Source organism: Hyalangium sp. (genome assembly GCF_035629615.1).
In the GTDB taxonomy this organism is placed as follows: domain Bacteria; phylum Myxococcota; class Myxococcia; order Myxococcales; family Myxococcaceae; genus Hyalangium.
Genome location: NZ_DASPHO010000324.1, coordinates 1 through 12,839 on the forward strand (window position 1 = coordinate 1; position 12,839 = coordinate 12,839).

Sequence of the window (12,839 nt, forward strand, 5' to 3'; positions counted from 1 at the left end):
CTATCGAGGTGCTGCTCGCCCTGCTCGAGCTTCATCCGGTGGCGGCCTGGACGACGTGCCGCCCGCTGAAGAAGAAGCCGGGCGCCACCTTCTTCTGCGGCGAGCTGGGGAACCACGAGCACCCGTTCAGCATCCTCAGCACGGAGCCGTCCGTCGTGCGGCGCCTCACCGAGGCCTTCACGGCCAACTGCGAGCGCTTCCAGGTGGAGCTCGAGGCCCCTCGCGTGCGCAGAGCGGCTCCACGGACCGGGAAGCCCAAGCCCCAGGCCCGGAGGCGCTGACTCACACTCCACCCGCAAGCCCTCCCCCGCTCGCGTGTCCCCTGAGTGGCCCTCCGCCGTCTCTCCGCTCTGGAGTCCAGCCGCCCACCTCGGCAGTGCCTATGTCTATCGAGGAGGAATGCGCGTCCTTCCCAAGCGGCGTGTACCTGGGTGAGGAGGCTCGCTCGAGCCCTCATGGCGGCCCGCCCGGGCAGCCTCGCGCATGCGAGGAGATGCCACCGGTGCTTCCCCCAGAAGCGGACGAGCTCAAGCTCTTGATCGAGGCCGTGGCCGATCCGCTGGTGGCGTGCGACGGCCAGGAGCGCATCGTCCACCTCACCCGCTCCGCGGAGCGTCTGCTCGGCTGGAAGGACGAGGAGCTCCGCGGCCAGCCCTTCACCACCCTCATTCCCCAGCGCCTCCACACCGTCGGAGGAGGCTCTCTGCTCCACTACCTGCTCGAGCGGCAACAGCAGCAGGCGGGCCAACCCACCCTCCTGCCCCTCCAGCGCCGGGGCGGAGAGGAGCTGCTGCTGGAGATGACCGCCGGCCACGCCAGCGAGGGCCCGCACGAGCGCATCACCTTGTCGCTGCGCCGCGTCCCCGAGGCCCCCAGCTTCATCCCTGAGGCTCTCGAGCGTGAAGCCTCCCTCAAGCTCCAGCGCCACGGACACCTGGGCGCCGCTCGCAGGAGAGGCGTCGCCGGGCGGCTCTACCGCCTCATCGTCGAGAATGCCCCGCTCGGCATCTTCCTCTTCGACACGACGCCCGCCATCACCACCTGCAATGACTACTTCGTCCGCATCATCGGCTCGTCCAAGCGGCTGCTCATCGGGCTGAACCTGCTGACCCTGCGGGACCCCCGCATCATGCGCTGCATCCGCGCCACACTGGGCGGCGAGCACGCCCACTACGAGGGTGACTACACCTCCGTCACCGCCCGCAAGGTGACGCCGGTGCGCATCCACTTCGCCCCTTGCTACAACGAGCTCGGCCAGGTGGCCGGCGGCGTCGGCCTCGTCGAGGACGTCACCGTGCAGCGGCGCATCGAGGAAGAGCGCGCCACGCAGACCATGCTGGTGGACTCGCTGCTGCGCACCGCTCCCATCGGCATGGCCTTCCTGGACCCCCAGCTGCGCTACGTGCGCATCAACGATGTGCTGGCGCGCATCAACGGCCACCCGCCCGAGGAGCACATCGGGCGCAAGCCCCACGAGGTGCTCGGCGCGGGAGGCACCAGGCTGGAGCAGCTCCTCCAGACGGTCCTCGACTCGAGCAGCCCGCTGGAGCAGCTCGAGATGAGCAGCGAGGACTTCGGCAAGCCGGGGCAGACGCGCTACTGGATCGCCAGCCTCTACCCTGTGCCCGGCAGCGACGGGCGGCTGATGGGCGTCGGCGCGGTGGTGGAGGACTTCACCGAGCGCAGGCTGGCCGAGCAGGAGCGGACGCGCCTGTTCCGCGAGGCCCAGGAGGCCGTGCGCGTGCGCGACGACTTCCTCACCGTCGCCTCCCACGAGCTGAAGACACCCCTCACCCCCCTCTCGCTGCGCCTGGCCAACCTCGAGCGCAGGCTGGAGCGCGGCGAGCCCGTGGATCCCTCCGCCCTGCGCCATGCGCGCCAGCACCTGCTGCGCCTCACCACGCTGATCAACGATCTGCTGGATGCCTCGCGCATCGAGTCCGGCGGGCTGGCGCTGCGCCCCCAGCCCCTCCAGCTGGACGTCCTCATCGAGCACGTCATCCAGGTGACAGAGGGCCTCTACAACGCCCGGCACCGCATCCACTTCCACTCCTCCACCACCACGCCCCTCCAGGTGCGGGGCGATCCCTACCGGCTGGAGCAGGTCGTCACCAACCTCCTGGAGAACGCGCTCAAGTACAGCCCGAGCGGCGGCACCGTCCACGTCTCGCTGGAGCAGCGCGGCGACATGGCCCTGCTGTCCGTGCGCGATCCTGGCATTGGCATCCCGGCCGATCAGCAGCAGCACCTCTTCGAGCGCTACTTCCGCGCGCGCAACGTCTCCACCGACTCCTACGGCGGCCTGGGGCTGGGGCTCTACATCTGCCGTGACATCGTCGAGCGCCACGAAGGCCGCATCTGGGTGGAGAGCGAGGTGGACCGGGGCTCCACATTCTATGTGGCCCTCCCGACACTCCAGAAAGCCAAGGCGCCGCTCGAGCAGGCCCCGGACCACGCCGTACACTGAAGTTCTTGCAGGGCAGGCTGCAAGAATGACGGCCCGGATGTCCGCGGGTGTTCGCTTCCCGCCTCCAACCGCCCGCAATCCCACGCTCCGAGAGCTGGCATGCAGGCTGCTTCTGGAATGCCTGGAGGCTCACACCAGGAATGGACCCAATGACGACCGATACCCCCACGCTGACTCGCGAGAAGGACGGCTGGCTCATTCGAGTGAAGATGGCCGGCCGCATCCAGGAAGTGCACTGCGCCAACGAGGTCCAGGCTCGCTACTTCGCGGTGATGCTGGCCCTCAATCCCCTCAAGCCCACGCGCTTCCGGAACTGAGCGCTCCGGGCTTAGAGGCGCAGGCTTCCCATCACCTTGTCGATGTCCACGGCCGCCTTGAAGGCCGTGGGCCCGTAGTCCTCCGGGTCCGTCTCGTCGATGGCGGGCGGCGGAGGTGGAGGCGTCGGCCCCTCGATCTCGATCCCGACACCGGCGCGCGAGCCTCCAGTGAGGTGGAACTGGCCGATGTCGATGCCAGCGCGCTGGGTGAGGCGCCCCACGAACGACTTGGCGATCGTGCCCGTGAAGATGAACCGCCTGGCCACCACGTCGATGCCGTAGACGTAGAGGCGCGTCTCATCCACGGGTGACTCGAAGGCAATCAGGTAGAGGCTCCGCGTCGTGGAGGTGGTGGGCAGGAGCGGAGTGCCGGCGAAGTCCCACGTGTCGAGGTTGATCGCCGTGGGCACCCATGGCGTGGGCGGGTACAGGACCGGGGGGCAGGTGGTGCTAAGGCGCTGCTCCTGGGCCTGCAGCTCGGGAGCCAGGCTCGGCTCCCAGGCCTCCTCCCCGGCTCCAGCGCAGGCAAGAGAGCTCACAACACACACGACGGCCAACAGCGACATGACTCGCTTCATGGGGTTTTCCTGTTCAAGTGGTGGGTGCTGCGGTGGCGGCTACTCGAAGATGACGACGGTCCCGACCCAGCTCTGGGGATCTCGCTTCAGGTAGTCGATGCGCTCGTTGCGCACGGCGATCGCGGGTGACTCTCCCGCTCGGAGGCGTGCCCGGATCGCCTCGAAGAAAGGACCGGCCTCGGCGTCCGGGATGTCTGCAGGCGAGGCGATCACCGCGCGGGCCCCGGCGTCGAGGAACGAGGTGGGCAGGCTCCAGGGCTCATGGAGGTACGGCACCGTCTGCGCCGCGCGGCACGAGGCCAGCAACACCACCGGCGAGCGCTTCAGGCGCTGGCGGCGCACCTCGCCCGCCGTGAGGGCGTACTGTCCATCCGGCTGCGGCGAGAGGACGACGAGTGAGGCGTCCGACACGCCCAGGTTGACGAGCCCATGCGCGTGGATGTCGATCTCATCCGCGTCCACCATCTCCGCCAGCACGCGCGAGGGGGTGGCCTGGGCACCGCTGAGCACGGTGCGGGAGGTGGCCTCCGGCGCGGGCACCCAGGGGCTGAGCCGCGGCAGGCCCAGCGAGGCCGGCGCCTCCACATCGCTGATGACGAGCCGTCGGAGTGTCCCCGTCACCGCTGGCGCCGGGTGCTCGGGCCCCCAGCGGTAGCTCCAGGCGAGGGAGGAAGGCAGCAGCCCCGCCCGGCCGTGGAGCGGATAGCGCGCGAACACCTGCACCTGCTCGCAGGGGCGGAGCGCGGCGAGCACCGGCTCGGGCACCAGCTTCTCCACGTCGAAGTCCAGGCTGCGACGGTTCGCGTCATATGCGCCCACCACCTCGCCCGCTGCGCCTCGGGCGGCGACGAGGGTGCGCTCGAAGGCCAGCTCCACGCCCAGCACGCACCGGGAGGGCGAGGGGGCGTGGACCTCCTGGGTGAAGAGCTCCAGCGCCGGGCCGTACTCCTGGGCCTTGCCCGCATCGAGCATGAGCATGGAGTAGCTGGCCGCCCGCGCCTTCTGAGCCGCCGTCTCCTCGCGCGGCAGCTTCTCCGAGGCGGCGATCACCTCTCGGAGGATGCGCTGGCCGGCGGCGCGATCCTGGAGGAGCCGCACGCGGCCCTCGAGGTGGTCCGCCACCAGCTTCGTGCCCACCCGGAGCGTCCCGGAGGTGCGCAGCCTGTCCAGCATCGCCAGCACGTTCTCCACGTCCCCAGGCTTCGGGTCGATGCGCGCCAGATCCGCCAGGACGAAGGCGCTCAGGAGCGTCGGCGCGGCGCCGCAGCGGGGCGTCCCCTCCAGCTCGGCGCGGGCGTCGGCCGTGCGCAGCTCGAACATGCGCACGACGGCGAGCGTCTCCTGCACGTGGATCTGGGTGGGGCAGTACTCCGGCTCTCGCAGAGCGGACTCCCGAAGGTAGGCCCGCGTCAGGGCGAAGCCCTTCTGGAAGCGGGCGATCTGGCCGAGGTTCTGCAGCAACCGCACCTCCAGCCCCGCGTCGTTCACCCGCCTGGCCCACTCCAACCCCCGCCGCGCGTGCTTGCGCGCCTCGGCCAGCCGGTGCTCGGCCGTGTACAGCTCAGCCAGCATCTGCTCCAGCTCGGCGCAGCGGTAGTCCAGCCGCTGCTGCTCGCATGTGGGCACCGCGGCGTGCAGCGTGGCCTCCACCTGGCCGAGCTCACTGGCAGCAAGCTGGGCATGGGCCCGCTGCAGCTGTGCGCTCATCAGGAACCAGGGATCTCCCACCGCGCGCGCGGCGGCCTCGTAGAGCTCCACCCGCTCCGGCAGCAGGCCCAGCAGCGAGAGCGCGCCCAGGAGGATGTCTTGCTCGCCAGCGGCCAGCAGGTGGCGGACGAAGGCCTCACCGGCGCTGGCGTCCAGCTTGCCGGCGAGCACCTGGCCGAAGGTGGCGGCCAGGGGGGCGCGCTTGGCGAAGTCCCGCTTCGCGGTGCGCTCGAGATAGGACTCCAGCGCGTTGCCGCCGTAGTGCGCGTCCAGGGCTCGGGCCACGGGCCGCAGCGCGCGAACACGCTCGGCGGTGGGCGCGGACCAGGCGGCCAGGTACAGGTAACGGCGCGCCATGGGCGGAGCGTCGCGCACCTGGCTGTCGGACAGGAGCGTGCCCTGCTCCACCATGAGCTTGCCGGCGTCCCACACGGCCTTCCAGCGGTTGTGGCGCTCCAGCCCCTGCCGCTCCAGCTGGGTCTTGCGCTCGCGGGCCTCATCGCTCCAGCCGGGCTCGTTGAGTGCAGCCACCTTGCCGAAGCTCTCCGCCGCCAGCAGCTCCAGCCCCAGCTCGCGCAGCACCAGGCCCCGGTTCCACAGCGCGGGCGCGTGGTTCGGTGCGTGCTCCAGCACGCCCTCCAGCAAGGTGAGTGCCTCCTCCAGCGCCCCCTTCGAGAGCGCCACCACGGCGCGATCGCTGTCCACGTCCGGCGAGGAGGAGAGCTTGCCCAGGTAGTCCGCGGCCTGCTCCCGCTCCCCTCGCAGCAGGAAGGTGGTGGCCAGGCCGTGCAGATCGCCCGCCTTCTCCAGCTTCGCCTGCGTCTCCAGGGGCACCATCTCCAGCGCACGCTCGCTGCCCGAGCGCTTCACCCCATAAGGCCGCCAGCCACTGGCGCCGCCGTAGCTCAGCCGGGCCTCCGTGGAGCGCGTGGGCGCCAGCGCGAGCGCCTCGGGCGACACCCCGCCCGAGCCGACGCCAGGAGTCCGCAGCACCGCCAGGGCAAAGGCCGCGGCCAGCGCGCCTCCCAGGACGAGGCTGAGCCCGGCGCGCTTCCGTCGGCTCCAGGCGGGGCGGAAGGCGCGAGACGGTGCCGCCTCCGCGGACCGAGGCGCCTCTGCCGGCCGTGCAGCCTCCACCGGCCGTGCAGCCTCCACCGGCTGTGCAATCTCCACGGGAGCCGAGGACGGCTTCGCCTCCGCCGAAGCCAGCCGTCCGCTCAGCGCCTGGAGCTGAAGGATGTCATCCAGCTCGGCCTGGCACTGCTCGCAGGCGCCCAGGTGCTCGCGGAAGGCCTCGGCCTCCGCGGGCTCCAGCTCCCCGTCCGCGAACGCGTGCACGAGGTCATGGATGTCGTCGCCCATGTCGGACATGCCGCTCATGCCTCGCCTCCGGTGGCCGTGGGCATCAGCAGCTCCTTGAGGCGGCGGCGCGCGCGGATGAGCCGCGTGCCCACGGTGGCCTTGGGAATTCCGAGCCGTTCTGCAATCTCGATGTAGGAGCGCCCCTCCAGCGAGTGGAGCTGGTAGACGAGGCGGAACTCCTCGGGGATCTTGTCCAGCGCTTCGCGCAGCTGCTCGGGGCTGATGGAGGCCCACGCAGGCAGCGCCTCGGCCTCGGGGGCGGCGACGCGCTCCTCCACATCCTCGGCGGACACGTCCGCACGTCGCTCCCGGCTGCGCGAGCGGCACCGGTCGATGAAGATGTGGTGGAGGATGGTGAGCAGCCAGGCGCGGCCGTCCGTGCCGGGCTTGTAGCGGGCCAGGCTCTTCAGCCCGCGCTCCAGGGTGTCCTGAACGAGATCCCTCGCGTCCGTGGGGTTGCCGCACAGCCGCAGCGCGGTGGCCTGGAGGACGGACTCGTGCTCCCGGATGAAGACGGCGAACCACCTGCTGTCGAGAGTGGGCGCTGGGAGAGACCGGGATTCCACGCGAAGCCCACCCTTGTCAGTCCACCCACGGCCAGTCAAGCCCGGAGCGACTGGGGGAGCAGACAGGAAGCGAGAGGGGTGTAGGGCAACCGCGTTCATACACTCCAGGAACGCTGGCCCCCACCGATCTTCCCGGCGGAATTTTCCGGGGATTTTCCAGCGCCCGCCTGGGAGAGCGGCCCCTCCTCGTCCGCTCTCCCAGAGTCAGCGTGGGCTCAGGGGGCGGGAACGCCGGCCTCCTCGCGCACGCCCGCCTCGCCCGTCACGCCTGCGATGAGCCACCGGCGCACCAGCATCAGATGCTCGGCCTCCACACCCAGCGCCTGCTCGAACTGCTCGACGAGCTCCGCCTGCCCCAGCCCCTGGGCCAGCTCGATGAGCAGCTCCCAGCCCGCGTTGTCCGTCAGCTCCGCCACCAGCAGCGCCTCCAGGCACTGGACCAGGTTGGTGCGCGGATCCACGAGCACATGCGGGATGCCTTTGGACGCCACGGCCGCCAGATTCGCGGAGGGGGTGAGGGCCGTCGGATCCGCGCCCAGCTTCTCCATCGCCTCGCGGACGAGGATGAAGTGGGACAGCTCGTCGCGAAGGATCTTCTCGAGCTGCTCGCGCGAGGGCCCGCCCTGCCACGGGCCGTGGATGTCGAACTTGCAGAGGGCCGCCTCGTAGAGCCTCACCCCGGTGCGCTCGAAGCCGAGCCGCTCGCCCAGCTTGTCGATGAACACCGTGGGCTTGTTGCCCTTGAGCAGCTCCTTCGCCGTGGTGAACATGCCCTTGAGCGTGGCCGGCACGGGGACGGTGCCCAACCCCTCACTCTCCTTGGCGTAGAGGGCGCGCACCTCGAGGATGCCAAGCCCGCTGCCCGGCGAGCTGGGCACTCCCTGCTGCGCGCCCTCGAGCGTCTCCTTGCTGTCAATGGGCGACGTCTGGATGCCTGTGCGGTTGAGCCCCACGTCACTGGTGGTCTTCTTCATGACTGAAGCCTCCCTTCCGGCCCAACACCCACGCCCTGCACCCGCCCGGCCAGCTCGGTGCCTGGCATCCACTGGTAGCCCGCGGCCGCGATCTCCGAAGGCGAGCCGTCAGCGTTGAGCGTGTCGCGGTAGATGAGCGAGCGGTGCCCTGGCGGAATCTCCGCCTTGTCCACGAACTCGGTGCCCTTGGCGCGCAGATCCACCTCCTGGCTCAGCACGCGGCGCACGAACTCGCGGTGGCTCTTGAAGTCCACGGGCTCGGGCAGCGTGGCGGGCAGCACCTCGGCCGGATCCCTCCCCTCGAGCCGCTGGAACAGCTCCATCACGAAGTGGAGGTGGCCCAGCTCGTAGTCCACGAAGCGCTCCCAGATGGCCTTCACGCGCGGGTTGCCCTCGTAGGCCATGCACGACTGGTAGCAGTAGAGCTCCATCGCCTCATGCAGCAGCCACTTCTCCAGCAGCGACTCGTCCGGATCCTGCAGCGAGCCGTACTGGGTGACGTGCTGCTCCTCGATGGAGGCGATCTCCGCGTAGAGCTGGCGCGCCACCGGATCGGCGAACATCGGGCCTACCGTCATGTAGTAGTCGTGCGTCTGGAACTCGGCCGCGGTGATGAGCAGCGCGTGGATCTTCGTCAGCGGGTGCGCCGTACGCATGTCATACGGCCGCCGCAGGTCATCCAGCGGGTGACGGTGCTCCACCACGGTGGGCCGCCCGGGACGGATGTCCGAGTAGGACTGGATGAGGCAGTTCGGGTCCTTGCCCTCCAGCCGGTCATACAAGGCCGCATAGCGGTACAGGTGGTCGAAGTCCTCCAGCAACCCGAAGCGGTACGCCTGCGCCATGTACGGGTCCGGCTCCTTCTGGGCCACGCTGGCCGTCACCTCGATGGCCACCTGCTCGAAGCCGAGCGTCGTCTCGAGGGGGTTCTGGTCCGGCGGGTTGAGCCAGTTGATCATCGTCTGCTGGTGGTGCTCCACGCGCCGGATGAGCGCGAGCGGCTCGCGGAGCTGGCGGCTCATGCGCGCCGCGATGTGCTTGAAGCGCAGCGCATCCGCCTCGATGCCATTCATGAAGATGACGCGCACACGCGTGAAGGCATCGTCATCCAGCTTGCTGTAGGGGCGCTGTACCAGGTCCTTCCAGGTGAATACCTGGCGATCCAGCGCCACCCCCTTCTCCTTGAAGAGATCCAGGGCCACGTCTGACTCCTTTGAACGGAGGGGTGAGTGAGTCGCGGCTAAAGCTCTGGCGCGTGACGGCCTCCGGCAATGGAGCAAGGCCTCCTGGCTGGAGCCCAAGCGCGCTACCAGCGCACCTTCAAGGTCGCCAGGCAGCCGGCCTCGGTGACACGGCTGGTGCCAATGACACCCGTGGTGACGCCGCACTCGTCGAAGAGGATGCGCAGCGTGCCCTCCAAGGCCGTCCAGGACGCGGACCCCATCGCCGTGGCGGAGCGGACCCGCAGCACTCCGGAGCGAGGCCCCTGGGGCGTGAAGTGGAAGTCCAGCCCCTGGAAGAAGGGCCGGTAGATGGAGTTCAGGTGGGTGAAGAGCGCTCCCGGATCGCGGCCGTGCTTCGACAGCGTCAGCTGCATCAGCGGCTTGAGGAAGCGAGCGGTGGTGCCCTTCATCGCCACGTAGCCCAGCGTCCGGATGCCCTCCAGGCCCTGCAGCTTGCTCACCGCGTCGAAGAGGAGCGGCAGCTCGTCGCCCACGAGCCACGCGGTGGGAAGCGGCGGGATGTCCATCAGCCGCTGCACCTGCGCGGGCACCATCGCGCGCACCACCGAGCTCAGGCCCATCGCCTCCAGCCCCTGGAGGTAGGCCCGGAAGGTGTTGCCGGAGAACTTCTCACGCCCCTGCTTCTCGAGTTCCACGCCCGTCCTCGCTGGCTGCCCCCAGTCTAATGCACCCGAGGGGGCCGCTTCGCACGAGGAAGGAGAGGTGGCGTAGAGTCAGGGTTCATGGGGAAGTGCTTTGGCGAGTGAAACCTGGAAGATCCTACGGCTGCGCCTGCGCAACCACCTGCCGATGATGCTGGGGTTGGCGGTGCTGTCCACGGCCGCGGCGGCGGGGTGCTGGCAGCTGGGGTGGTTGTGGCTGCCGGACCTGGAGCGCGCCCTGTATGACAGCGCCCTCACCCGGTTCACCCGGGAAGAAGCGCTGTCGTCGGACATCGTGCTGGTGGCCATCGACCAGCCAAGCCTCGATGGTGTGCGCAACAACGCCTCGTACGCGCGCAACTTCGGCAACTACCCATGGGCCCGCAGCCTGTGGGCGCGTGTGGTGGAGGAACTGTCGCACCGAGGCGCACGGGCGGTGCTCTTCGACATGGTGATGGACGAGCGCGGCACGGATGAGAGCGCCGATCTCGCCTTCGCCGAGGCGCTGCGCACCACCGGCCTGCCCTTCTACCTGGGCATGTCCACCCACCCGAGTGCGCAGCCCCTCCCCAAGGTGGAGACCGTCCACATCCCCCGGGTACCCGGGGCACCTCGCTTGCCCGCCCAGCCCGCCGCGGTGAAGCCTGGCGCTGGAGCCGTGGAGGAAGCAGCGTTCGAGGAGCAGGAGGAGCCAACCCAGGCACCCGAGGATCTGGAGCAGACCGCGCGGGTGCTGGCCTTCCCGGTGCGGACAGACAGGCACGCGCTGCCAAGCCTGGAGTCCGAGCCCACGCCGGGCCGGCGCACGCCCAGCCACATCGTGCCTCCCATCCCAGCGCTGCGGGCGGAGGCGGGCGGCTTCGGGCTGGTGGAGGTGGAGCCGGATCCCGACGGGAGGATGCGGCGCACCCGCTTCGCGTACACGGATGGCGCGAACGCCTACGTCACGCTCCCGGTGGCGCTGGCGGCGGATCTGTTCGGCGCGAAGGAGCTGGTGTTCTCCGGCCGGACCATGCAGCTGGGCTCACGCGAGTTCGCGCTGAGCGAGGATGGCAGCGCGGAGATCCACTTCGGCGGGACGATGCATCAGCGATTCCGGATCGTCGCGCTCCTGTCGCTGCTGGAGGCCTGGGCCCTGCGCCAGGAGGGCAAGCCTGGGGGAATCGATCCGGAGCTGTTCCGCGGGAAGATTGCGGTCGTCGGCGGGCTGGCGCTGGGGCTGGGCGATCACAAGGCCACGCCGTTCGTGGCGAACGCGCCGGGGGTGAGCAAGCAGCTGGCGGTGCTGCAGAACCTCCTCTCCGGCCGCTTCATCACCGCGGCCCCGTACTGGCTGAGCCTGCTGTTCGCGCTGGCGCTGGCCGTCCTCTCGGTGGTGGTGCTGATGACGCTGCGCTGGCCGGTGCTGGAGTATGCGTGGCTCCTGGTCATCCTCTCGGTCGTCTTCGTGGTGGTGGGGCTCTCCCTGGCGGTGGGGCAGGTGCACCCCCTGGCGGCGATGCCCGCGGCGGCGGGCCTGCTGGCCAGCCTGGGGGCCATGGCCTCCAACCACCTCTTCGCCAACCGCGAGGCCGCGTTCATCCGCCAGGCCTTCAGCCGGTACATGGAGCCCCGGCTCATCGAGCAGATGATCGAGGAGCGGCAGCTGCCGCGCCTGGACGGTGAGGAGCGGGAGATCACCGCGTTCTTCAGCGACATCCGCGGCTTCTCCACCTTCTCCGAGCGCTTCCGGGAGGATCCTCGGCAGCTGGTCAGCGTGCTCAACCAGTACCTGACCCGGGTGAGCTCGGCGCTGCTGTACGAGGGTGGCTGCCTGGACAAGTACATCGGCGACGCGGTGGTGTGCCTCTTCGGCGCACCCATCAACCACACGGACCACGCCGTGCGTGCCTGCCGGGGCGCGCTGGCGGTCCAGGCGGAGGTGGAGCGGCTGCGGTCGGAGTTCCGCAGGCAGGGCCTGCCGGACATGTACACGCGCATCGGCCTCAACACCGCGAAGCTCTTCGTGGGCAACTTCGGCAGCGAGCAGCTCTTCGACTACACGGCCATGGGCGACGGCATGAACCTGGCGTCGCGGCTGGAGGGCGCGAACAAGGCCTACGGCTCGCTGATCATGATCGGGCCGCGCACCTACGAGCTGGCGTGCGACCACATCGAGGTGCGCGAGCTGGACCGGATCCGCGTGGCGGGCAAGACAGAGGCCGTGAAGGTGTACGAGCTGCTGGCGCTCAAGGGCGACCTGTCCGCCGAGAAGCGCGAGACGGTGGAGGCCTACCGCTACGCGCTCGACCTGTACCAGCAGGCGCGCTTCGCGGAGGCAGCCGTGGTGCTGGCGGCGCGACTGGCCAAGGATCCTAACGATGGCCCCACCGCGGCGCTGCTCGAGCGCTGCGAGGAATACACAGAGACACCCCCGCCACCCTCGTGGGACGGTGTCACGAGCCTGGACAAGTGAGAGGAGCCGAGGACGCAATGCACGAGAGAGCACGATGGCTGATGGTGACGCTGGCCCTGTGTACCGCAGGCGCGGCCCTGGCGGCGAAGCCGGGAGAGTTCCTGCACGTCAAGGCGCGCAACACACGGCTGATGGCCAGCTCCGCTCCCACGGCCAACGTGGTGGCCATCCTCCAGCCGGGACAGAAAGTCACGTGGCTGGGCGCGGACCCGAAGAACAAGCAGTGGCATCAGGTGAGGGGGGAGGACGGCAAGAAGGGCGTGATCTTCCAGTCCAACCTTTCCACGAAGCCGCCGAACATGGAGCTCCTCGCCACGGGAGGCGAGCGCCAGGTGGACCCCAAGACCTTCGCCAACTCCGGCGCGGCGGTGAAGGGGCTGAGCAACGGCGCCATCCAGTATGGCAAGGGGCAGAAGGCGCCGGGCTTCTCGGAGGCGGTGGACCAGCTCCAGCAGGTCGAGCAGCTCGCGGAGAAGATCACCCCCGCCGAGCTGGCCCAGCACGCGAGCAAGGCGGGCCTCTTCCCAG

At 69.7% G+C, this 12,839-nt stretch carries 11 protein-coding genes; 5 read left to right on the plus strand and 6 right to left on the minus strand.

Features of this window, described 5'->3' with window-relative positions:
* The 3 genes from VD972_RS16235 to VD972_RS16245 form a co-directional block, all read left to right on the plus strand.
* Positions 1-281, plus strand: a 281-nt coding sequence (locus VD972_RS16235) for a hypothetical protein (RefSeq protein ID WP_324987916.1), incomplete at its 5' end; no start/stop codon positions are given.
* A gap of 221 nt (positions 282-502) precedes the next feature.
* Positions 503-2,467 carry a PAS domain-containing sensor histidine kinase gene (locus VD972_RS16240; RefSeq protein ID WP_324987919.1) on the plus strand — a complete coding sequence of 655 codons (1,965 nt, stop codon included), beginning with the start codon at positions 503-505 and terminating at the stop codon, positions 2,465-2,467.
* A 149-nt stretch (positions 2,468-2,616) separates the two neighbouring features.
* Entirely contained in the window at positions 2,617-2,784 is a 168-nt protein-coding gene (locus VD972_RS16245; protein WP_324987923.1) for a hypothetical protein, read from the plus strand.
* A gap of 11 nt (positions 2,785-2,795) precedes the next feature.
* Here VD972_RS16245 and VD972_RS16250 read toward each other — a convergent pair whose 3' ends face one another.
* The 6 genes from VD972_RS16250 to VD972_RS16275 all read right to left on the minus strand — a co-directional run bounded on the left by VD972_RS16250 (position 2,796) and on the right by VD972_RS16275 (position 9,850).
* Complete coding sequence (locus VD972_RS16250) at positions 2,796-3,362, minus strand: hypothetical protein (protein ID WP_324987926.1); 567 nt, start codon at positions 3,360-3,362, stop codon at positions 2,796-2,798.
* Between the two features lie 39 nt (positions 3,363-3,401).
* Positions 3,402-6,449: a CHAT domain-containing protein gene (locus VD972_RS16255; protein WP_324987928.1), complete on the minus strand. Its 3,048-nt coding sequence runs from the start codon at positions 6,447-6,449 to the stop codon at positions 3,402-3,404.
* Complete coding sequence (locus VD972_RS16260; RefSeq protein WP_324987930.1) at positions 6,446-6,997, minus strand: RNA polymerase sigma factor; 552 nt, start codon at positions 6,995-6,997, stop codon at positions 6,446-6,448. Before VD972_RS16260 ends, VD972_RS16255 begins: the two co-directional genes overlap by 4 nt.
* Before the next feature lie 215 nt (positions 6,998-7,212).
* On the minus strand, positions 7,213-7,971 hold the full coding sequence (locus tag VD972_RS16265) for a ferritin-like domain-containing protein (protein ID WP_324987933.1): 759 nt from the start codon (positions 7,969-7,971) through the stop codon (positions 7,213-7,215).
* Positions 7,968-9,173, minus strand: coding sequence for a hypothetical protein (locus VD972_RS16270; RefSeq protein ID WP_324987936.1), 1,206 nt, complete (start codon positions 9,171-9,173; stop codon positions 7,968-7,970). Before VD972_RS16270 ends, VD972_RS16265 begins: the two co-directional genes overlap by 4 nt.
* 104 nt (positions 9,174-9,277) lie before the next feature.
* Positions 9,278-9,850: a hypothetical protein gene (locus VD972_RS16275; RefSeq protein WP_324987939.1), complete on the minus strand. Its 573-nt coding sequence runs from the start codon at positions 9,848-9,850 to the stop codon at positions 9,278-9,280.
* A gap of 100 nt (positions 9,851-9,950) precedes the next feature.
* Between VD972_RS16275 and VD972_RS16280 the strand changes: the two genes are divergently transcribed.
* Positions 9,951-12,311 carry an adenylate/guanylate cyclase domain-containing protein gene (locus VD972_RS16280; RefSeq protein WP_324987942.1) on the plus strand — a complete coding sequence of 787 codons (2,361 nt, stop codon included), beginning with the start codon at positions 9,951-9,953 and terminating at the stop codon, positions 12,309-12,311.
* A 17-nt stretch (positions 12,312-12,328) separates the two neighbouring features.
* The coding region (locus tag VD972_RS16285; protein ID WP_324987945.1) for an SH3 domain-containing protein at positions 12,329-12,839 on the plus strand (511 nt) is incomplete at its 3' end.

Bases quoted from the DNA above. Each gene is read 5' to 3' on its own strand.
- VD972_RS16255 (WP_324987928.1), bottom strand. From the start codon at position 6,449: ATGAGCGGCATGTCCGACATGGGCGACGACATCCATGACCTCGTGCAC.
- VD972_RS16265 (WP_324987933.1), bottom strand. From the start codon at position 7,971: ATGAAGAAGACCACCAGTGACGTGGGGCTCAACCGCACAGGCATCCAG.
- VD972_RS16245 (WP_324987923.1), top strand. From the start codon at position 2,617: ATGACGACCGATACCCCCACGCTGACTCGCGAGAAGGACGGCTGGCTC.
- VD972_RS16250 (WP_324987926.1), bottom strand. From the start codon at position 3,362: ATGAAGCGAGTCATGTCGCTGTTGGCCGTCGTGTGTGTTGTGAGCTCT.